22 protein-coding genes are annotated in these 22221 nt (G+C 46.5%); 1 reads left to right on the forward strand and 21 read right to left on the reverse strand.

All coding sequences use genetic code 11. The features are described from left to right. Nucleotides 1-250: 250 nt before the first annotated feature. The 12 genes from recO to rpsU all read right to left on the reverse strand — a co-directional run bounded on the left by recO (nucleotide 251) and on the right by rpsU (nucleotide 9263). Nucleotides 251-1000: a DNA repair protein RecO gene (gene recO / locus DVG79_RS08965; RefSeq protein WP_114596406.1), complete on the reverse strand. Its 750-nt coding sequence runs from the start codon at nucleotides 998-1000 to the stop codon at nucleotides 251-253. Nucleotides 1001-1003: 3 nt separating this feature from the next. Next, nucleotides 1004-1912 carry a GTPase Era gene (era, locus tag DVG79_RS08970; protein WP_012369729.1) on the reverse strand — a complete coding sequence of 303 codons (909 nt, stop codon included), beginning with the start codon at nucleotides 1910-1912 and terminating at the stop codon, nucleotides 1004-1006. After that, nucleotides 1905-2303, reverse strand: coding sequence for a cytidine deaminase (locus DVG79_RS08975; RefSeq protein ID WP_114596407.1), 399 nt, complete (start codon nucleotides 2301-2303; stop codon nucleotides 1905-1907). The genes era and DVG79_RS08975 overlap by 8 nt, the downstream gene beginning before the upstream one ends. A 50-nt stretch (nucleotides 2304-2353) precedes the next feature. Next, nucleotides 2354-2704 (reverse strand): diacylglycerol kinase family protein, encoded by a 351-nt coding sequence (locus tag DVG79_RS08980; protein ID WP_114596408.1) that lies wholly within the window; start codon nucleotides 2702-2704, stop codon nucleotides 2354-2356. Then, a complete protein-coding gene (gene ybeY, locus DVG79_RS08985; RefSeq protein ID WP_114596409.1) occupies nucleotides 2701-3177 on the reverse strand; it encodes an rRNA maturation RNase YbeY in 477 nt (158 codons plus the stop codon). The genes DVG79_RS08980 and ybeY overlap by 4 nt, the downstream gene beginning before the upstream one ends. Then, nucleotides 3174-5231 carry an HD family phosphohydrolase gene (locus DVG79_RS08990; protein WP_114596410.1) on the reverse strand — a complete coding sequence of 686 codons (2058 nt, stop codon included), beginning with the start codon at nucleotides 5229-5231 and terminating at the stop codon, nucleotides 3174-3176. The genes ybeY and DVG79_RS08990 overlap by 4 nt, the downstream gene beginning before the upstream one ends. Before the next feature lie 41 nt (nucleotides 5232-5272). Further along, nucleotides 5273-6235 carry a PhoH family protein gene (locus tag DVG79_RS08995; RefSeq protein WP_114596411.1) on the reverse strand — a complete coding sequence of 321 codons (963 nt, stop codon included), beginning with the start codon at nucleotides 6233-6235 and terminating at the stop codon, nucleotides 5273-5275. A 219-nt stretch (nucleotides 6236-6454) separates the two neighbouring features. Beyond that, on the reverse strand, nucleotides 6455-6925 hold the full coding sequence (locus DVG79_RS09000) for a hypothetical protein (protein WP_114596412.1): 471 nt from the start codon (nucleotides 6923-6925) through the stop codon (nucleotides 6455-6457). 13 nt (nucleotides 6926-6938) lie between these two features. Next, nucleotides 6939-7922, reverse strand: a complete 984-nt coding sequence (floA, locus tag DVG79_RS09005) for a flotillin-like protein FloA (protein ID WP_071498508.1) — start codon at nucleotides 7920-7922, stop codon at nucleotides 6939-6941. Next, nucleotides 7919-8428: an NfeD family protein gene (locus DVG79_RS09010; protein WP_114596413.1), complete on the reverse strand. Its 510-nt coding sequence runs from the start codon at nucleotides 8426-8428 to the stop codon at nucleotides 7919-7921. Before DVG79_RS09010 ends, floA begins: the two co-directional genes overlap by 4 nt. Before the next feature lie 193 nt (nucleotides 8429-8621). Beyond that, nucleotides 8622-9068 carry a GatB/YqeY domain-containing protein gene (locus tag DVG79_RS09015; RefSeq protein WP_026828988.1) on the reverse strand — a complete coding sequence of 149 codons (447 nt, stop codon included), beginning with the start codon at nucleotides 9066-9068 and terminating at the stop codon, nucleotides 8622-8624. A 21-nt stretch (nucleotides 9069-9089) separates the two neighbouring features. After that, entirely contained in the window at nucleotides 9090-9263 is a 174-nt protein-coding gene (gene rpsU / locus DVG79_RS09020) for a 30S ribosomal protein S21 (RefSeq protein WP_012369719.1), read from the reverse strand. A gap of 308 nt (nucleotides 9264-9571) precedes the next feature. Between rpsU and DVG79_RS09025 the strand changes: the two genes are divergently transcribed. Next, entirely contained in the window at nucleotides 9572-10825 is a 1254-nt protein-coding gene (locus DVG79_RS09025; protein WP_114596414.1) for a dicarboxylate/amino acid:cation symporter, read from the forward strand. Between the two features lie 67 nt (nucleotides 10826-10892). Here DVG79_RS09025 and pulA read toward each other — a convergent pair whose 3' ends face one another. The 9 genes from pulA to DVG79_RS09070 all read right to left on the reverse strand — a co-directional run bounded on the left by pulA (nucleotide 10893) and on the right by DVG79_RS09070 (nucleotide 22040). Further along, complete coding sequence (pulA, locus tag DVG79_RS09030) at nucleotides 10893-13805, reverse strand: type I pullulanase (RefSeq protein WP_114596415.1); 2913 nt, start codon at nucleotides 13803-13805, stop codon at nucleotides 10893-10895. Between the two features lie 169 nt (nucleotides 13806-13974). Beyond that, nucleotides 13975-14907: an LCP family protein gene (locus DVG79_RS09035; protein ID WP_026828991.1), complete on the reverse strand. Its 933-nt coding sequence runs from the start codon at nucleotides 14905-14907 to the stop codon at nucleotides 13975-13977. Nucleotides 14908-14918: 11 nt separating this feature from the next. After that, a complete protein-coding gene (locus DVG79_RS09040) occupies nucleotides 14919-16100 on the reverse strand; it encodes a DHHW family protein (RefSeq protein ID WP_114596416.1) in 1182 nt (393 codons plus the stop codon). 15 nt (nucleotides 16101-16115) lie between these two features. Continuing rightward, entirely contained in the window at nucleotides 16116-17504 is a 1389-nt protein-coding gene (locus DVG79_RS09045; protein WP_026828993.1) for an MBOAT family O-acyltransferase, read from the reverse strand. Beyond that, entirely contained in the window at nucleotides 17494-17988 is a 495-nt protein-coding gene (locus DVG79_RS09050) for a hypothetical protein (RefSeq protein WP_114596417.1), read from the reverse strand. Before DVG79_RS09050 ends, DVG79_RS09045 begins: the two co-directional genes overlap by 11 nt. After that, nucleotides 17985-19094, reverse strand: a complete 1110-nt coding sequence (wecB, locus tag DVG79_RS09055) for a non-hydrolyzing UDP-N-acetylglucosamine 2-epimerase (protein ID WP_369835030.1) — start codon at nucleotides 19092-19094, stop codon at nucleotides 17985-17987. Before wecB ends, DVG79_RS09050 begins: the two co-directional genes overlap by 4 nt. Nucleotides 19095-19108: 14 nt before the next feature. Then, on the reverse strand, nucleotides 19109-19939 hold the full coding sequence (locus DVG79_RS09060) for an ABC transporter ATP-binding protein (RefSeq protein WP_114596419.1): 831 nt from the start codon (nucleotides 19937-19939) through the stop codon (nucleotides 19109-19111). An 11-nt stretch (nucleotides 19940-19950) separates the two neighbouring features. Further along, the gene (locus DVG79_RS09065) at nucleotides 19951-20751 is read right to left on the reverse strand and encodes an ABC transporter permease (protein ID WP_114596420.1); all 801 of its coding nucleotides are present in this window, start codon (nucleotides 20749-20751) and stop codon (nucleotides 19951-19953) included. Then, the gene (locus DVG79_RS09070; RefSeq protein ID WP_114596421.1) at nucleotides 20748-22040 is read right to left on the reverse strand and encodes a nucleotide sugar dehydrogenase; all 1293 of its coding nucleotides are present in this window, start codon (nucleotides 22038-22040) and stop codon (nucleotides 20748-20750) included. Before DVG79_RS09070 ends, DVG79_RS09065 begins: the two co-directional genes overlap by 4 nt. Between the last annotated feature and the right edge of the window lie 181 nt (nucleotides 22041-22221).

Genomic DNA, 22221 nt, shown 5'->3' on the forward strand with positions numbered 1-22221 from the left:
CAAAAACGTCCCTATGTACAACAAGGTTGTACATAGGGACGAGACGAGCCCGCGGTTCCACCCTACTTGCATGCGTCGGCATGCCACTCTTTGACCGGGAACACTCAAAAATGCCGTTCGCACCTGCTTCATTTCCGGCTCGCACTATCCCGAAATCGCTTGACTGAACATCAGGTGTTACTCCTTTTTCTCATCGTGTTCGTTTAGTTAGTTCTTCCGCACTTATTCTACCGAACGTACGGCGCATCTGTCAATCGTCTCCGAGATTCAATAATTGATCAAGAACCCGTTTCGAACGAAGACGGAGGCCGCTGTACCGTTCCATGTATGTATCCATGATTTGGCGCAACAATCGTTTCGTTTCCGGCTTCACTTCAACCTTGCCGATCCGGGAAAAGTCATAAACGGAAAAGACATACAACATCTTGGCGACAGACTCCGTCAAAGAAACGGCATGTTCATCTTCATGACGGTGTCGTCTGCAAAGTAAACCACCGTGATTCAACGAAAAGGCAAATGGTGCTTCGGCACTGCCGCAAATCGTACAGCCGTTTAAGTGCGGTGCAATTCCTAGATGACGCAGTAATCGGAGTTCCACGATGAAGGACACAACGTCTGGATCGAGCCCTTCATCCATTGCCTCAAGACCATCGACAAACAAATCATAGAGTGCCGGCTGCGGGACCCGTTCATCCAGTGCTTTATCTGCCAGTTCAAGAAGATACATCGCATAAGCCATCAAAAACACATCTTGACGAATTTTCGAATAACCTGTGATGACGTCTGCTGATTTTAATTGACCGAGACCACGCGAACGTGGATACACGTAAATGGCCCGGATAAACGGCTGGCTCGCCGCATTGAAACGGCTGCCGGGTTTTTTAGCACCACGGGCCATGACGGCGAGCTTGCCATATTCACGTGTCAACAGTGTAATGATTTTATTCGATTCACCATACACGACCGTCCGTAAGACAAGCCCTTCCGCCTTATCAATCATCGATTAATACTCGTCGTCGCGGAATCCGAGTTCACGCAATTGACCAGCTTTGTTCCGCCAGTCTTTTTGAACCTTCACCCAAAGGTTCAAGTAGACTTTTGTACCAAGCAGCATCTCGATGTCCGTCCGTGCTTCTGAACCGATTTCTTTTAACAGGGCCCCACGTTTCCCGATGATGATTCCTTTTTGTGAATCACGTTCAATCAAAATCGTTGCGTGAATATCGACCATGTTTCCGTCTTCACGTGTCTTGATCTGATCAATGGCGACAGCAATCGAGTGCGGCACTTCGTCACGTGTCTTCTGCAGGACTTTCTCACGAATCATTTCCGAGATAATGAATCGTTCCGGATGATCGGTGATTTGATCCGCCGGATAGTACATCGGACCTTCCGGTAAGATCTTCGAGATTTCTTGCAGAAGCGGTTCGACATTATTTCCTTGAAGAGCAGAAATCGGAACGACTGCTGCGAAGTTCAATTCGTTTTGATACGATTCGATGATTGGCGGGATATCGTTCGGATGAATCAAATCGACCTTATTCATGACAAGAATGATCGGTGTATCCAAATCCTTCAACTTCTCGATGATGAATTCGTCACCTTTACCTTTTGGTTCGGTCACGTTAATCATGAAGAGAATCGCATCAACTTCACGTAAGGCGTTTGTCGCAACCTTCATCATGAAGTCACCGAGTTTGTGTTTCGGTTTATGGATTCCCGGTGTATCGATGAAAATCGTTTGCACATCATCTGTCGTATAGACACCTTGAATCTTATTCCGTGTCGTTTGTGGTTTATCCGACATAATGGCGATTTTCTGTCCGATGACACGGTTCAAGAACGTTGATTTCCCAACGTTCGGACGACCGATAATCGAAACGAATCCTGATTTAAATCCTTCTTTAAACATGAAGATCTCCCTTCGTGAATGCACCCGGCAAGAGAGCACCAACTGTCGTTTCCGTGACGTCACCCGTCAGGTTCGTCAAGTAGACCGGCATATCCGCGTCACACATTTCAAACAACACTTGACGGCATTGTCCGCACGGGGCGACTGGCCCTTCCGTATCGGCTACGACAGCCATCGCTGCGTATTCACGTGCATCTTGTGCCCACGCCGAGAAGATAGCTGTCCGCTCAGCACAGTTGCAAAGACCATATGCCGCATTTTCGATATTACAGCCATGGAAAACCTGTCCGTCTTTCGTGAGCAAGGCAGCTCCGACTTGGAACTTGGAATAAGGAACATACGCTTTTTGGCGTGCAAGTTTAGCTTGTTCGAGTAATTGTTCTGTTTTCATGTCATTTTTCCCCTTTTAGGAACGGTATTGGCCAAAAAAAGGCCGGATTCTTATTGTACCAAATATGGGACGAAGATGCATAGTGCAATCGCAATTGATGTAAGCGCCAACACAAGGACAGCTCCGCTCGCAATATCCTTTGCTGCTTTTGCGAGTGGATGCCATTCTTCCGTGACGAGGTCAACGGTCCGTTCAAAGGCGGTATTGAACATCTCCGCACTGAGGACTACGCCGATCGTTAAACATAAAATCGCCCTTTCCGTCCATGTCAGCGGTAAATACAAGGCAACCGCCAGAACAATCAGTCCAATCGTAAAATGGACTTTCATATGCCGTTCTTCCTTCACCGCCTGACGGATCCCGTTCATCGCATGGGTGAATGGTAACCACCACGTCTTCACAATTTTCCTCGGTACAGTTCAAAGTGATGCAGGATTTCCTCCTGACGCTTCGTCATGATCTCTTCATCCGCCTTTTCGATGTGATCGTATCCGAGAAGATGCAGGAAGCCATGAACGGCCAGGAACCCAAGTTCCCGCTCGAAATGATTCCCGTATTCCGCCGCCTGTTCCCGGCAACGTTCCACGGAAATGATTAAATCTCCAAGCACAACCGGTTCATCTTCAAGCAATTCAAAATCAATCTCATCTTCTCCCAGTTCATCCATCGCAAACGAAATGACGTCCGTTGCTTGATCTTTCCCGCGCCATTCCCGGTTGATTTGCTGAATTTCATCATTTGTGACAAACGTGACGGATAATTCACTGTTCGTTTCAATCTTTTCTTCTGTTGCGGTATAGGCCAAAATCGCTTCCACTAATTTCAGTTGTTCTTCCGTCAACAATATACCTTCATCTGTCATGTAAATATTCATGTAAGTTCCTCTTTCTTTAATTCAGGATATTCAATCCGTTCATGGAATAACCCGGATAACGTATGGCAGGCGCTTTCACCGACCCTGTAAATGTCACGTGTCGTCAGTTCACAGTCCGAAAATTGATCATCCAACAATTTTTCGCGAATGATTTTTTTGACCAGTTCCTGAATGCCCGCTTCCGTCGGAGATTTCATGGATCGAACCGCCGCCTCGATGGAATCGACAATCATGATGACGGCCGCTTCGCGTGTTTGCGGTGTCGGACCCGAGTAACGGAAATCCGCTTCATTGACTTCCCCTTGTTCCGTTGCCTTGACGTAAAAATAACGGAGTAAGGACGTTCCGTGATGCTCCCGGCAAATATCGACGATGACACTCGGTATTTTTGCTTCTTCAAGCAATTCCACACCGTCATCCGTATGGGCAAGAATCACTCGAGCGGATTCTTCCGGTGTCAGACGGTCATGCGGATTAAGTCCATGCTGATTTTCAATGAAATAGAGCGGACGCCGCGTTTTCCCTAAATCATGATAGTATGCACCAACACGGGCGAGCAACCCGTCCGCGCCAATCGCTTCACAAGCCGTCTCAGCAAGATTTGCGACCATCATACTGTGATGATACGTTCCTGGAGCCTCGACCAATAGTTTTTTTAACAAGGGATGGGTCGGGTTTAACAATTCCAAGAGGCGGGTCGGAGCTAAAATACCGAACGTCATCTCAAGAAACGGTAATAATCCAATCGCCAAGATCGCACTGAAGACACCGCTGGCAACGGCAAACCCTAACAGAATCGACGTCTCTTTCACTTCCATTTGTCCACTACGCATGAGTACGAAAGCGAGGAAAACCGCTACGTTCGCTAAAGCAATCGTCAAACTGCTGACGAAAATCCGCCGGCGTGACAAGCTGGAACGCAGAAAATAGGTAGCCACTAACCCGCCGACCAATAAGTAAATCGCAATATTAAAGCTGAAATTCTGATTTGTGCTGTAAAAGAACGTACCTGCCAGAGCCATGAACAAGGTACTGGATAAAGCGATTCGCTCATTCAATAAATTACGCAAGACTAACGCTGAAAATGCAGTCGGCGTAAGTAAATACAAAGCCGGATTGATATCGTCTGCCAAGAAAGCCATCCCGTACGTCACGACAAGTTGCACTACCACAACTAAATACACCAAACTGAACAGCTTTACTCTGCCCATTTTTGCATAACGTAAGTTGGATCGACTGATGAATCCGAACAACAACAGTGTCATCAGCGCACTGACAATCAATGTTCCAAACAAAGGTTTAAGGGATTGCCGGTCAGAAATCAGACCGACGAGTTGCAGTTGACGGTAGGCATCCTGGGAAATGACTTCTCCCCGTTTGACGATGACTTCCCCTTCAGAAATCAAGACCGGTTCCACCTTATCGCTCGTCTGCTTACGCAACTGTTCTGTTTTTTCGGGATCGTACACATAGTTCGTGACGATCAACTGATCGGTCAGCGTTTTTCCGACAGCTTTCATCGAAAACGATAAAGCGGATCGTTCAATATCAAGCCGTGCGTTTTCACGTGCTTCCGCCACTTCACCGCCATCGGAAGAAATCCGTTGCCGCATCGCTTCCTCAATCGCTGTGATTACAACATCTCGTGTCGTTGTCCGCATTGCTGTAGATGATGTCGCAAGCAACCGCAACTCGTCATCTTGCAACAAATCTGCCGCTTCTGTGCCACGTAAACGCTGTTTGATCCGACCGATGTCTTCCGCTTCTTTGATTCCTTTAAGACTTGCGAAAAGTTGCTCGACTTTATCGATTTGCTGCGCGGCATATTCCTGCTTAATCGTGTATTGGCTATCAATCGCAGCTACTGTATTTTCTTTCAGTAGCCGGGTCGCTTCTCGATCTTCCATCGTCAATGGCGATCGAATATCTTCTTCTGCAATCGAAAATGGATCTGCTGACAGTGCTTCAGGCCGGACACTGACATACATCATCGTCGAGACGATGACGTAAAAGCCGAGCGTCAGCAGACTGATCCACATACCTACTTTGCGCATCCGTTCGTCTCCTTTCCACTTCAAGACTCACCTGTTGCGCTTTACTCGAGTTCTTGACTATACGCATCAATGATTTTTCGAACAAGTGGATGCCGGACGACATCAGCCGAACTAAAGTGTTCAAAATGAATTCCGCGGACATTTCCGAGTAGATTCAACGCTTCTTGCAAACCGGATGCTTTTCCTCGCGGTAAATCAACTTGCGTCAAATCACCTGTGACAATCATTTTCGAGTGAAAGCCGAGACGTGTCAAAAACATTTTCATTTGTTCTCTTGTCGTATTTTGCGCTTCATCCAAAATGACGAAAGCATGCTCCAGTGTCCGTCCCCGCATATAGGCAAGCGGTGCGATTTCAATCACACCCCGCTCTAACAAACGGGCTGTGTGTTCCACGCCAAGCACGTCATGTAACGCATCATAAAGCGGACGTAAATACGGATCGACTTTTTCTTTCAAATCCCCCGGTAAGAATCCGAGATTTTCTCCTGCCTCAACTGCAGGTCGTGTTAAGACTAACCGTTTGACATAACCTTCTTTTAAGGCCTTTGCTGCCATGACGACCGCCAAATACGTTTTCCCGGTTCCGGCCGGTCCGATTCCGAATGTTAAATCACATTTTTCAATTCCCCGGACGTAACGGGCTTGACCGAGTGTTTTTGCCCGGAGCGGTTTCCCCTTGTGATTCGTATGAATGACCGTATCGTATAATTCGAGTAATTCATCGACCCGGTCTTGTCGCGCCAACTGAATGGCGCTTGTTGCGTCACGTTCCGTCAAGACGGCTCCCCGATCAACCAGTTGCTTTAAGACAGCGACAACCTGTTTTGCTAACACGACAGACCGTTCTTCTTCCGCCTGCGCCAACAACTCATCACCACGATGGGTAAGTTGGACTTCAAGCTCCGCTTCCATCGTTTTTAGTACGGCATCGTTCGGTCCTACGAATGCTTGAATCTGTTCTGAATTCGAAAATACGAATGGGATTCTTTCATTGAATATCACGTTATGATTGGCCTCCTAATGATGGATAACAGTACGTCATCTCTATAAATCTGTTCTAGTCCACTTTATCATTTAAGAAGATTAGATGGAAAGAAAAACCCATCCTTAATGCGTGGTTTCCTCATTTTAACTGCTCGCATTCGTAATGCATTTTTTTGTTATTTAGTCTTTCATTCACAAAAAAAACCGGCTCTCATTCAAACGAGAGCCAGCCTATCCTTAACGATGAGGTGATTTTGATGAACGTTTCGAAACCGGCGGACCAAGAACCTCACTCCAGATGATTGCCTGTCGGATTTCCTCTTGTGTCGTATGCATTCCGTTTTCCCGGCTTCTTCTCTTGCCAATCTCGTCGTTTGCAATACTACCCGTGATTTTACCGATGTTCGACTTCGAGTGTTGTTTTTGTGCTTTCAGACGATCACGTTCATCCAATCGTTGTTGCAATTCGGTCCGTTGATGTTTGACCGGTTGTGTTTGTTTTTGTTGTTTCCGCTTGATTGCAGGAGGAAGATCACGTCCCTCCGGTAACTGGGTTTCAACTTGATCGACCATTTTTTTGACATAGTCGCCAAATTCCTTCGAGGGAACTCGTGTTGAAGAACTCGTTTTTTTCTGATCAGCTGCCTTGGAGATGACAGAGATGACACCGAAGGCGATCATCAATCCGACCCAAATTAAACTTTCCATCTTAGATCACCCTTTATTGTGAGTCATTCGGCGAAGATTGACCACCAATCGCTTGACGCATTTTCGTATCAGCTGTCACGTTCAAGTAGTTGGCATAATCCATTACACTGAAGTTGCCGTCACGTAATGCTTCTGCAATCGCGAGTGGGACTTCTGCTTCCGCCGCAACAACTTTTGCACGCATTTCTTCTACACGTGATTTCATTTCTTGTTCACTTGCAATCGCCATGGCACGACGTTCTTCCGCTTTCGCTTGGGCGATATTTTTGTCAGCTTCCGCCTGATCGGTCTGAAGAACCGCTCCGATGTTTTTACCGATATCAATGTCAGCGATATCAATCGAGAGGATTTCAAATGCTGTTCCTGAATCCAGACCTTTTGCAAGGACGGTCCGAGAAATCATTTCCGGATTTTCGAGTACTTCTTTTTGATCCTGACACGAACCAATCGTCGAGATGACACCTTCACCGACACGCGCGATGACCGTTTCTTCGCCCGCACCACCGACTAAACGGTCGATGTTGGCGCGAACCGTAATCCGCGCTTTCGCTTTTACTTCAATCCCGTTCATCGCAACACCTGCAATGAATGGTGTTTCGATGACTTTTGGATTAACGGACATCTGGACAGCCTCAAGGACGTTCCGCCCAGCTAAATCAATCGCGGCTGCTCGTTCGAAACTGAGTTCGATATTTGCCCGGTGTGCCGCAATCAAGGCGTTAACGACACGGTCAACGTTACCACCAGCCAAATAATGACTTTCCAGCTGGTTTGTATTGAGATCGATGCCGGCCTTGACGGCTTTGATTAAAGGATTGACGATTTTTGACGGAGTAACACGACGCAGTCGCATCCCGACTAGAGTGAAGATGGACACACGAACTCCAGCAGCGAGCGAACTAATCCACAATGGAATTGGGACAAGCGTAAAGAAGATTGCGAGGAAAATAAGTATTCCTCCCGATATGAGTAAAACGGTCAATAATTCAGGTGTCATGTGAGTGACTCCTCCTTCGTTTTTTGGACTCGAACGATGACTCGTCCGTGGGTGACCTCTTGAACGACTACTTGCTCACCGGAATTGATAAAATTCCCTTCAGTGACGGCATCGACTCGGTTCCCGTCGATTTCAATCGTTCCTGCAGGGCGAAGCTGGGTCAAACTAATTCCTACTTTACCGCGCAGTTGTTCTTTGTCTTGATGAGACAAGTATCCTCGTTCCGACGATGTCGAATCTGTCAAAATCAAACCTCTCCATAAGAGAGATTGATTCGACTTAATCCGACGATACGCCCAAAACCCAGCAGCGAGTGATAAAAAGACTGCTAATCCAATAGCCAGCCCCACTTGCCCTACCGATGCTCCCGCCATAATCAAACTTGCGAGGACAGCACCGATGCCAAGCACACCAAAAATACCGAATCCTGTCACGAATATTTCGATCAGCAACATGATGACACCGATCATGAAGACCGCTAAAATCACCCCTAAGCTAAAAGACATTACTTCGTTCACCCCTTTTTCATCGGAATCAGACGACGTACAATGTTTCTTCATTCTGAGCATGGTTCGTTGTTACTATTATTATATACGCTTTCATCTCAAAAAAGGTTTCAGAACTCTTTTAAATTCCGAACATTCCAAAAACTTTTCGGAAAAAGAAAAAAGGCATCCCGAAGGACACCTTCAAAACTGATTAATGGAGTTGTTGTTTCACAAGACGATTAATCAAGGCACCGTCCGCTTTACCCTTAAGTTGCGGCATGACGACACCCATTACTTTCCCCATATCAGAAGGAGCCGAAGCACCCGTCTGCGCAATGGCTGCGTTGACGATTTCTTGGACTTCTTCTTCCGAAAGTTGTTTTGGCATATAAGCTTCGAGCACGATTATCTCTGCTTGAATCTTCTCGACGAGGTCGTGACGATCAGCGCGTTCGAATTCTCGGAGGGAGTCGTTGCGCTGTTTCATCTCACGTGAGAGTATAGTTAGCTCTTCCTCATCAGTTAATTCTTGCTTACCGAGTTTAATCGCTTCATTTTGCAGGGACGACTTCACCATCCGAATCGTCGTAAGACGATCTTTCTCACGCGAACGCATGGCTTCCTTCATATCCACTGTCAAACGCTCTTGAAGACTCATGAGGATACACCCTCTCTTACGTTAGAACTTCTTACGCTTACGCGCAGCCTCCGATTTAAGCTTACGTTTTACACTTGGCTTTTCGTAGTGTTTACGTTTACGAACTTCAGCAAGCGTACCATCTTTTGAAACACCACGTTTGAAGCGACGAAGTGCGTCTTCAAGTGATTCATTTTTACGTACACGAGTTTCCACTAGTTTTCCCTCCCTCCGATATTACCGACTAAAGGAAACGTGTCAGACACGTCATACAACATTATAGTAGGAATATACAAAATGGTCAATAGTTGATTAACCAGTTTTGCTTCATCCCTGAGATGTTCCTTTTTGTTCTTTTCTATAGTCTCATGTTGCTCCCCCATTTACAACAAATTCATGATTATTCAACGAAAAAAACCAAAATGTTTTGTAAGCGTTTTCTAAAATTTTATGAAATGTTTTGTCAAAATGGTGAATGATGTGTCAAAATAGACACAGTTATCTGAAAAAGGAGTTGTTTTCATTTGAAAGAAGCCAAACGAATCATTTGGGGATTGATTTTAGGAGTTATCCTCGGAATCATTCTCGCAACGTTACCGGACAAATCAATCTATGAAGGATTGAATAAGTATGCGCTCCAGCCGATCGGCACGATCTTCTTGAACCTGATCAAAATGCTCGTCGTCCCAATCGTCTTCTTCTCGATTTCCCTTGGTGTCATGGGACTCGGAAATCCAAAAGAACTTGGCCGTGTCGGCGGAAAAGCCATCGGTTATTTTATGACGACGACGGCTGTTGCCATCGTCATCGCACTTGGTTTGTCGTTACTGATCAAACCGGGTACGTTCGGCAACTTTGCGACGGACAACTTGAAATATGACCAAGGAAACTTACCGGATACGAGTTTAATCAACACGATCGTCGGGATGTTCCCGACCAATCCGATTGCCTCGATGGCAGAAGGCAATATGCTACAACTGATTGTCTTCAGTGTCTTCATCGGTTTCGGCATCACGTTCCTTGGCAATAAGGCGTCAACGTTACGTTCGTTCATCGAACAAGGAAATGATTTGATGACGTATTTGATTGGTCTTGTCATGAAGATGGCCCCGCTCGGCGCATTTGCCTTGATTGCTTCCGCCGTCGGTGCACAAGGGTTTGATTCACTTAAAGCCATGTTTTTCTACATGATGGTCGTCGTCTTGTCTCTAGTCGTTCATTCTTTATTGACGTACGGGTCGACCGTCTCACTGCTCGGAAAGATGAATCCATTTTTCTTCTTTAAAAAGTTTGCTCCGGTCATGCTGTTCGCTTTTTCAACTTCATCATCGAATGCAACGTTACCGGTCGCCATGCAAACTGCGCAACGGGAATTGAAAGTCCCGCGTTCTGTATCGAGTTTCGTCCAACCGCTCGGTGCGACGATCAACATGGACGGTACAGCGATCATGCAGGGAGTCGCAACAGTCTTTATCGCTCAAGTGTATGCGGTTGATTTAACGCCTGCTCAACTCGCAACGGTTGTTTTGACTGCTGTTCTCGCTTCTGTCGGAACAGCCGGCGTACCGGGTGTCGGTCTCGTCATGCTGACGATGGTTCTCCAGTCCGTCAATCTACCTGTCGAAGGGATTGCCTTAATCATCGGGGTTGACCGCCTGCTTGATATGATGCGGACTGCCGTCAATATCACAGGTGATGCTGCTTGTGCTGTCATCGTCGCAAAATCGGAAGAAGGTAACCTCAAAGAGGAAGAGGAAGAAGACGAGCGTTACGCTTAATTTTTCCTTGATTCAAAAAACGAGCCGCCCCTGTGAATGACTTACAGGGCGGCTCGTTTTTTAGTCTTTATTTTTTTAATACGTAAGAGCTGAGCGGATCGACTGTAACGCTACCAGACACTTTTTTCAGTGTTTTCGTTCCGGCGGTTTTACCATCGACAATCACGTGCCACGTTCCTTTTGGTAACGTCATCTTGACCGCTTGCCGTTTCGCATTGTGGACGACGTAAAGATCCGTTTTTTGCTGCGGCGCATCATCTGACAATTGATACGCCACGACTTGCTCCGGTACATCCGTAAACGTAAGGTAACGGCGGATATCTTTTGCTGTTCCTAAGTGCAGAACAGGATTCGCTTTTCGGACTTGGATCAGTCCTTTCATGTAATCGACATCGTCTTGACGGTCCATTTTTCTTTTCCAGTCGAGCTGGTTGACAGAGTCCGGTGACTTGTACGAGTTGTGGTCGCCGCCTTTTGTCCGCATGAAATCTTGACCGGCATGGATGAATGTCGTTCCTTGTGACGTCAGCAGGATGCTTGACGCCAAACGGTGCATTTTTGTTTTCGTCGCATCCGTATCTGTCGGATTCGTTAAGTTCAACTTATCCCACAATGTGTGGTTATCATGGGCTTCGACGTACGTGATGGCTTGATTCGGCTCTGCTGCGAATCCAGTAATATCTTTGCTGTATGCAATCTCACCAACGATCCCGCGTTTAATGCGTGTTTCAAGACCTGTTTTACCGTTGATGAAACCGGCATCCGTGTCTTCAAAGACACTTCCTTTAAGCGCATCACGCAAGTTATCGTTGAAATGAGCGATTCCCGGCATCTGTTTCGCATTCGTCTGATTGGCCTTGTCTGCTTCCGGAAGTGGTGTGCTTAAACTCCATCCTTCACCAAAGACAAGGATTGACGGATCAATTTTTGCTGTCGTCCGTTTGACGGCATTCATCGTTTTGACATCGTGAATTCCCATCAAATCGAAGCGGAATCCATCCCAGCGGTATTCTTTTGCCCAGTAGTCAACCGAATCAACGATCAATTTGTGCATCATCTTCCGTTCAGAAGCCGTATCATTCCCGACACCTGTTCCGTTGGCGAGATCGCCGCCTTCTGTGTAGCGGTAGTAATACCCTGGGACGATTTTATCCAAGTTCGACGCTTTCGCATCAAACATATGGTTGTAGACAACGTCCATGACGGCACGTAATCCGTTGTCGTGTAAGCCTTGAATCATCTGTTTCATCTCTTTGATCCGGACCTTTGGATCATAGGCATTAGTTGCGTAAGAACCTTCCGGTGCATTGTAGTTTTTCGGATCATAACCCCAGTTATATGTTTTGAGCGGATTTGTCTCATCGACAGAAGCCGTATTGAAATCATAGACCGGAATGAACTGGACATGCGTGATGCCAAGCTCTTTCAAATGATCGAGTCCTGTTTTCGTTTTTGTTTTTTTACCGTTTTTCATCAAACGTGTGCCCGGTTCGACGACACCAAGATACTTCCCTTTTTGTTTGATGCCTGAATCGTATGTCGTACCTGTCACATCAAACATCGACAAATCACGGACATGCGTTTCATAAATGATGGCATCCGTTGCTTGCTTCAGCGGCATTTTTGATTTTGTCCAACGTTTTGGGTTCGTCTCTCTCAGGTCAACGACTACCCCTTGATCTCCGTTGACAGCGACGGCTGTTGCATAAGGGTCGACGGCGCGTGTCGTTTCTTTAGCGTGCTTGACTTCATATGTGTAGCCTGTTCCGTCAAGATCACCTTTGATTGTCACACTGAAGACCCCGCGGTCGCCACGGACCATCTTCACTTCACGGACGATGTTTTTTGTTGTCGCGGCTTGTGTTTTCGGTAATTTGTAGAGTTCCAGTTCGACGGCTTGCGCAGTCGGTGCCCAGACACGGAACGTCGTTTTTCCTTTTTGATAGACCGTCCCGAGTTTTCCGTCATATGCATATTTTTTGTCAAAAGCAGCTGAACGCAACACGTTCCCCGCTTCTAAAATCCCTTCCCCGAACACCGGGTGCGAGACAGTAATGACATCTGCCAAATCAATGTCCGTCGTGACGGTTACTTTTAACGTCTTCGCATCCACTTGTGTGACCAGCGGATTGACGAGTCCTTTGAATGTCAGCGTTTTCAAATCTTCTGCCGTAATCGGCGAGTTCGTTTTCAACGTCATCGTCTTAAAATCATCTGCCAGGAAGCTTGTGAATTTCGGCGTCCGATCAATATCCGGTTGGCTGTAATAAACCGTTTGATCACCTTCAATCAGCCAAATATCCTTCGCTCCCGCATAATAGAAGCGGTCCGCTCCGTCTTTTTCAGACCATCCTTCGATATGAGGAATGATTCCGACAAGACGTTCCTTCGTCTTATTATCCAGTGTGACGTTTGCTACAGCGCCAAATGCGTCTTGACCGTCAAATTCAAACCGTTTTCCGTCCTGAGCGTTCGGCCATGCCCACACGCCGTACTTCTCGTAGTCATTGTCATACCGGTAATAATGAATGTTCGTGTTGACGGACTCGACATCACTGCCGCCCGTCGGATTAACCGGTGAAACCTCTTTGCTGCCCGATTCAATCCAAACTTCGGCAACACCGTCTTTGATCATATCTTTTGTGATGAAGCGGTCATTTTCCGAACCGGCATCTTTGTTCCAGGAATCATCGCGGACGATAAAACCGATTTTCTCCGGTTGATCGACCGGAAATTCGTAAGCGGCAATTTTTCCGTAAGCATCTTGTCCGTTAAAGGCATGTGCCTTATTCGGGAAGTAATCTGGTCCATTTGCCCATAACCAAAGGTTCCATTCTTTTGGTGCTGTTTTATCTTCTTTGTAGTGAATGATGACGAGTGTCGATTTTCCTTTTTCCAGTGCCAAACCGTTTACCGGAAATAAACTAAAGATCAGTGCAAACGTTAGCACAACTGCACAGACTGATTTCCATCGATTCATGTCGTATCCTCCTTGGATTTATGTAATCGTTTTCATTTCCATTCTCCATTCGTTCGACTTATCTGTCAAAGCTTATTTTAGTTCGCTAAAGAAAATAAGACTTTTGGACCAACAGGGACGAATGACCACTAAAAAAAGAGGATGACTTCTCAGTCATCCTCTTACATACTCATTTTGATTGACGATCCGTCACTTCATTGATTGCCTGCTTCGTGACTTGCATCGAGTGATCCGAAGCAAAAAAGTACCAGACACCGTCACTTGCGATATATCCTTCGCCTTCGAGTTTTAACGGTTTTAAACGCTCGAATCCAGTCTGATTTTCTTGTGCGAGTTGGGATGCTTCGGAAAACGTGATATTTGTACTAAAGTTGTTTTTCAAGACCCGACTGACTTCTTCTAAGTTTGTCAAAATATCGGGTCCGGCAAGCTTCATACCAACAGCTTCGAGTACCTGCCGTTGACGGATTTGCCGCCCCATGTCGCCAAGCGGATCTTGTTTCCGCATGCGTGCATAACCGCTCGCCTCGAGTCCGGTCAGTTTGATCTTTCCTTCGGCATAGTTTTTTTGTAAACGCCGGTCGTTCCAACTAAAAGCGGACGGATTATCAACGGTCACTCCACCAACGGCATCCACCAGCTCAATCAGACCTTCCATATTGATTTTGGCATAATACGGAATCTTGACATCGAATGTCTGTTCGACGGTCTCAATTGTCTCTTCCACCCCACCATAGGCATAGGTATGATTGATTTTGGTCTTTGCACCATCTGCAAGTGTCACCTGCATATCACGCGGAATAGACAGTGAGGTCGCTTTTTGTGTTTTCGGGTTAAAAGACAATAACATGATGGCATCTGCCCGCCCCGGGTCGTTTTTTCGTTCATCAACACCAATCAATAAGACATTGACCGGTTGCATCACTTCAAGCGGGAGTTTTTTTTGCCCTTTTAGCGGAGTAATGAAACCGTCCGCCGTATGCTGTAATTTTAAAAAAGCATACCCGGTCGTAGCGCTGACAATCAAGATGCATGCTAATAACAATGCACTGATTACGCGCCACCCGATCCAAGGTCGCCTCTTTCGCAAACGTGATTTCACAGCGGTACCTCCTATAATTTCTGCTGATACGTCTTCATTAATCCGGCGATATTCGCATTGTGTAAAAAGACGATGGCATCAACGTTTTTTTGCTTCGCAAATTCAGAGGCATCAAAATCTTTGTTGACATAGCGGATATCGACGACCTCAAGATTGGCACTGTTCGCGAGAAACGGAAGGACGGGATTCGCAAACGAGTCTTTGAGGACAAGCAGCTTTGGTCCTTTCGTCTTCGATGACATTGATAAAATGCCATGGTTACCACGCATGAACACTTCATAACGATCAGCATAATCCCCCTCTTCTTTAATGAATTGCTCATCAATCAGCGGTTGACCGCATACGTTGTCGTAACAGACATCAATGCCGTTAAATTGATTGGCATCGTAGTATTCAATCTTGTCTCCTGCACTCGCATACGCAAGCGTTGTCTTACGGGCGAGTGAACCAAAATACGGATGTTCCGATGACCGTTTTGCCTGAGGATCCATTGCAACTTTTTTTAAGGTCGGCTCTGTTTTTCCAACCGTGCGAATGATCTCGTCATACGCTTGATAGGCACCATCTATGTTCCAGTGATGGTCTGTCTTAAAGTAATCCGTCAGCTTTAACGCATCAAGGGGAATCGATGTAATTCCTGCTTTCATAAAGCCGGCTTGCATCGTCTTGTACCGTTGCTCAGCGTTTGAGGCGACATAGTCCGGAATGATTCCATCCCGTTCCGCAATAACGGTCTTGGATGGTGCAAGTGCGAAGTAGACCGGCCGATCAACATCTTTCGTGAACTGTTGAAAAGCACTCGGAATGACCGGTTGTGCTGCTTGACTCGGTTCAATCATATAGCCGTTTTTAGCAGTGTAGATCCCATTTCGAAACGGCTGTTGAAAAAGATTTTTCGATAGACGTGCCTGCATTTCAACGAGAGTACCACGTAACAACAACTGATCCCCAAAATAGCTTTCCATCTTCAGCATATCCTCACCGGAAGCCACTCCTTGCATAGTCGGTTGAACGGATTGTGCAAGTGTTCGATTTTCAAGTTGGGAACTGACACGGTCGTCGCGAAGAATCGTTCCAATTCCGATTGTCAGCAAAATGACAAAAAAACTGATGATCGTCAGCCACATCATCTTTTTCTCAAATGTAGTTCCCGGTTGTGGCTGTTTCTGATTCTTTTCAATAGGTTGCGCCACTGGTGTTCCTCCTCTCTAAAAACGGAAATAAATGAAGGGATTGAATGTACTTGCAACCAGCGCAGATGTCGCGAGGAACAACAAAACCATCGCATACCCATATTGCAACGTCTGTCCGATTTTGCCCGATGACTGGACAAATCGTTCTCCAATCCATTTTGGAATTGGTGTTGCGGCAAGACATGCTAGTGCTAAGATGACACCGTTTTGGACAAGTTGGTAACTCGCACGGTCATCCCAAAGTACGTCCGGCATAAACATTGCCTGAATATACGTGATGGCTTCCGGGAACGTTTCCGATCTGAAAAAGACCCAACCGACCAGAACCAATACGAGTGTCCAGACCGTTGCCAGTACCGGGACTCGCGCCAATAATTTCCCGAGAAATGCTTTTTCAAGCATGATCCAAATCCCGTAATAGACGCCCCAGGCAACGAACGTCCAGCTCGCTCCATGCCAAAGTCCAGTCAACATCCAGACGATTCCGAGGTTCCGGTATTGTCTCCAGGGTGAAACCCGGTTCCCTCCAAGCGGAATGTACACATAATCCCGAAACCATGACCCAAGTGAAATGTGCCAGCGACGCCAAAATTCAGACACTGATTTCGAAATATACGGATAGTTGAAGTTTTCAAGAAAATGAAAGCCGAACATTAATGCAAGTCCGATTGCCATGTCACTGTATCCGGAAAAATCAAAATAGATCTGCAGGGCGTAAGCAATGATCCCAATCCATGCAAGCCCCATTGATAAATCCTTCATGTCAAAAATGGCATCTGCTACTTGACCGCAGCCATTTGCTAAAATCAACTTTTTTGATAATCCGATGATGAATCGGCGGACCCCTTTCGAGAAGTCCGACACGGTTTCTTGACGGGATTCAATCTGACTCGCAATCGTGTTGTAGCGGACGATCGGTCCTGCGACCAGTTGCGGGAAAAAGGCGATATACAATGCTAAATCAAGCGGATTTTTTTGCACGGCTTCCTTTTCCTTGTAAATATCGATGACATAACTCATCGCGTGAAATGTATAGAAGGAAATTCCGAGCGGTAAAACGATTTCCGGAACAAAAAAATCGGCATGAAACGTCTTATTGACAGACTGAACAAAAAAACCGCTGTACTTGAACCAGCCAAGTAATCCTAAATTGACAGCAATCATGCTGAACATGATCCACTTCACACCGATACGGTGACGGTAGACGTCTACGAATAATGCAAAGAAATAATTGATGCCGACACTTAACAGCATCAATAATGCAAATCGCGGTTCACCAAACGCATAAAAGAAAAGGCTTGCTACGAGGAGCCAGCCATTTCGAAAGCTTCTCGGCAACAGATAATAGACAATCAGTACCGTCGGCAGAAATAAAAATAGAAAAATCGTTGAACTAAATAACATGATAGGATTCCTCCTGTTTGAGCGGAACAAGCCGATTGATGTGTAACATCATCAACCGGACCCGCATGTCCCCTTCAAGTAAAAATTTGAATGCGATTTTGAAATAGTCCGCTCCTTTAACTCGATTCAGTTGAAAGGCACATGTAGTCGGACCGTTCACCGTCAACCACTCCGTTTCGGAATGCATCCGTTTTTTTTGTCCGTACTGCATCTTAAAGATTTGAATATCACACGGTTCGGTTGTTTCTAATTCACAAGTAAGTGTGATTGTCTCCGCTTGTTCAAAGGAAGCGTCTGACCGATACAATTTTGACGGAGGATACTGAAATCCTTGATCAAACAATTGGATGTACAATTTATCTGTCGGATCAGCTTCTTGAAAATCAAACCAGACCTCTTTTCCATCTTCTTCGAGTAAAATCTTTTCCCGGTTGCCTTGCGGGAAAAATTGATAACTCGCCAGTTCAAGTGGTCGTGAACTCATACCGGTACCTCACTTAAAATGGCATCGACAATCCGCTCTGCCGCATGCCCGTCTCCATAGGGATTCGCAGCTTGTGCCATCGCTTCGTACGCAATCGGATCTGTCAGCAATTGATGACCGGCTGTATAAATACGTTCTGGATCTGTTCCGACGAGCTTCAATGTACCGGCTTCCACACCTTCCGGACGTTCCGTCGTCTCACGTAATACGAGAACCGGAACACCTAACGAAGGGGCTTCTTCTTGAATGCCACCAGAATCAGTCAAGATCAACGTCGCCCGGGCTGCTAAGTTATGAAAATCGAAGACATCGAGTGGCTCAATCAATCGAATGCGCGGATGATTCTTCAATTGTTCGGCCGCTTCAAGTACAATCGGATTCGGATGGACCGGATAGATGATTTCGATATTCGGATGACTGTCTGCCAATCGTTCAATCGCATCAAAAATCTGTGGTAATTGCAGATGATTTTCCCGGCGGTGAACGGTCAACAGAATCAGCTTACGGCCACTTGTTGCAAGACTTTTCAAAACGGGATGCGTGTAATCAGCAGAAACCGTTGTTTTTAAAGCGTCGATGACCGTATTTCCTGTCACGATGATCGGACTTTGTTTGTTTTCCAAGCGTAAATTTTCCGCTGCCTGATCCGTCGGAGCAAAATGGTAATCAGCGAGTACACCTGTCAATTGACGATTCATCTCTTCCGGGAATGGGGCATACTTCTGATACGTCCGTAAACCGGCTTCGACATGCCCAACCGGAATCTGTTGGTAAAAAGCGGCCAGCGAGGCGGCGAATGTCGTTGTCGTATCCCCATGGACCAACACCAAATCCGGTTGCTCTTTTTCCAGGACACGGCGCATCGCATTTAAAATCCGTGCTGTCATCTCTTCGAGTGTCTGGCGTGGACGCATCAAATCTAAATCATGATCCGGAACGATTTGGAACAGTTCAAGGACTTGATCCAGCATCTCCCGGTGTTGTGCCGTCACGACGACAATCGGTTCGACTCCTTCTCGTTTCTCCAATGCTTTGACGACAGGTGCCATCTTGATTGCTTCCGGTCTCGTTCCGAACACTAACATGACTCGTTTCATTCGTTCCATCCCCTATCCGTTATTCATGACGACAATTCGATCGTTTCACCGCGTTCGGAACGCTCGATCTCATCACTTCGCCCTGTTCGTTTTTTCATGACATAATGTGCCGCTTGTTTTTTCGTAAGTTGCTTGTACCAGTAAAGGTACTTATTATACTCCGCCATCGTTTCCGTTGTTGGACCAAACATCCGGACTTCTCCATACTCGAGCCAAAGGACTTTCGTACAAAAACTTTTGACTTGATTTAAGGAATGGCTGACAAAAAAGATTGTTTTTCCTTGGTCACGAAACTCCCGCATCTTATCCAGACATTTTTCCGTAAACGTCTGGTCACCGACTGACAAGGCTTCATCGATAATCAAGATGTCCGGATTGATGTTAATCGAGATCGCAAAACCAAGCCGCGCCCGCATACCGCTCGAGTAAGTTTTGACCGCCTGATCGATGAAGTCCCCAATATCTGCGAACTCGAGAATTTCCGGTGTGATGGCTTGAATCTGTTTTTTATTCAATCCCATCATCAATCCTTTCAGTTCGATGTTATCCCGCCCGGTCAATTGGTTGTTCAGACCACTCGAAATCGCGATCAATGCTGATTTCCCACCAAGTGTCACCCGACCGTATGTCGGCGGCGTGACGTTCGCAAGCAGGTGAGACAATGTTGATTTACCACTCCCGTTAATTCCGACCACTCCGACAATTTCACCTTGCTTGACGGAAAACGAGACGTTTTTTAAGGCATAAAATGGTTTCCCGCTGACTTTACCGAACAACACTTCTTTTAATTTATCGATTGGGCGTGAATATAAGACGTAACGTTTTGAAACATTTTCAAATACGACGTGACTCATGTTTTCTCCTCCTAGACGTAATCAATGAAGTACCGGCGGAATCTCAGATGGACCGCTGCTCCGACTACCAACAGCACAGATGTCACCGTCCAAAAGTAGAGACCGTACCAGACATGATCGAGTAAATAACCGGTTCCGATCAGTGCCGAGCGGTATCCTTCAATCAAATAGACGAGAGGATTAATCATCAACAATGTCTTAAACAGACTGTGTTCCGGTGGTATCCACATGATGGGCGTCAAGTACATCAACATCCGGATTGCAGACGTCACCATGTTTTGGACATCGCGAATCATTGTCGCCAGTGCCGATAACAACAGCGAGACGGCATACAGGAAAATGACACCTGCGGGAACGATATAGAACAATTCAAACGTATGCCAGCCCGGAAAATAGCCGAATGCTATACCGAGAATAATCGTCAAGGCAATCATGGCAAGATGGCGATAGAACTGCGCCAAGATGACATACGCCGGGATTGTACTAAGCGGAAAGTGCATCTTCGAGACTAAGGCGACCCGACCGTAAATCGAACGTGAACCGCTCGGAATCGTACTACCGATGAAAAACCAGGCAATCAATCCACTGACCAACCAAAAGACAAATGGAATTCCGTCAACGGGATGTCCGCCGCGAATCCCGAAACCAAAGACAACCCAGTAAACGCCGATTTGTAGGAGCGGCGTCATGATTTCCCAAAACCAACCGAGATATTGCATGCTGTATAGACTTTTTGTCTCATAAAGTGAAAGACGAAAGATCAGATAAAAATGATCTTTCAACTCTTTCCCGATTGTACTAATCCCGTTCATATTGCTTTTGCGTCCACTTCCGTCGTTTGATGCGTATGCAGGTTACCGAAGTTCAGGACTGTGACATCTTCAAGCGGCTGGACGATTCCTTTCGTATCAAATAAGAGCGGTGTCCGCATCTGGTTGGCGAGACGGCGTGAGTCAAAACGTTTGAACTCATCATGGTCGACTAAGACAAGGGCAAGATCCGCTCCTTGAATGGCTTCAATCTCATCGACCAGGTCAAAGCGTGAAGAAATCGAACGTTCGACATGCGGATCGCAAACTGCGACATCCAGTCCACGGTCAATCAATTGTTCAATCACATCAACAGCTGGACTCTCCCGCATATCATCAACATTTCCTTTATACGTGACGCCAAAGACAGCAATTTTCGGCCGAACACGCGAAGAAACAAGGCGCTCTGCCTGCTCTGCGACGAAGTGCGGCATGTTGACATTCGTTTCCCGCGCCGTATGGATGATCCGTGCAAGGGATGGGGCTTTGGCGACAATGAAGTAAGGGTCGACTGCCAGGCAGTGTCCCCCGACGCCCGGTCCCGGATGATGCAAGTTGACACGGGGATGCATGTTCGCCATCTCAATCACGTCCAGCACGTTGATTTCGAGCTTATGGCAGACTTGCGTCAGTTCGTTGGCTAACGCGATGTTGACATCGCGGAACGTATTTTCCATCAGCTTCGACATTTCTGCCGTCTTCGCATCCGTCTTGACGATTTCACCTTGGACAAACGTCTCGTAGACCGCTGCTCCGGCATCCGCACAAGCCGGTGTCAAGCCGCCGACAATTCGGTTGTTGTGAATGAGTTCATGGAGGATTTGTCCCGGAAGGACACGTTCCGGACAATGAACGACGAAGACGTCTTTCCCGATGACGAAACCGGCTGCTTCAATCAACGGACGGACATGATCATCCATCGTCCTTGGCGCGATCGTCGATTCAACGATGATGACATTTCCTTTTTGAACGTGCGGCAACATGTTCCGAACTGCTGCTATCACGTACTTCAAGTCACACGACTTGTATGTGTCATTTAAATTTGGTGTCGGTACGGCAATCAAAAAGACATCTGCCGGTTCCGGTGTCAATGTCGCCCGAAATTTTCCGTTTGCGACGACACGTTTGATAACTTCCTCAAGTCCCGGCTCTTCGATGTGAATATCTCCCGCATTCAACATCTTGACGATGCGCGGGTCAATATCTACCCCGACGACGTCCGTTCCGTGATCTGCAAACATGGCTGAAGAAGGTAATCCAATATATCCGAGTCCGATTGTACAAAGTTTCATTTTGTCATTCCTCCATCTAGGTACGAGTTAGTCCTTCACGTCAGAAAAAAACTGACTGTGTCGTGGCTGTACCTAGACCATAACGACAATTGCTTGTGTTTCCAATGGTTCTAACCATCTCTTAAAGCATTCTTCACAGACCTTACATTCCACCCTTTTCCTATGCTTTTTGTAAAGCTTG

It is taken from the genome of Exiguobacterium sp. RIT594, from assembly GCF_003339585.1.
Classification (GTDB): Bacteria; Bacillota; Bacilli; order Exiguobacteriales; family Exiguobacteriaceae; genus Exiguobacterium_A.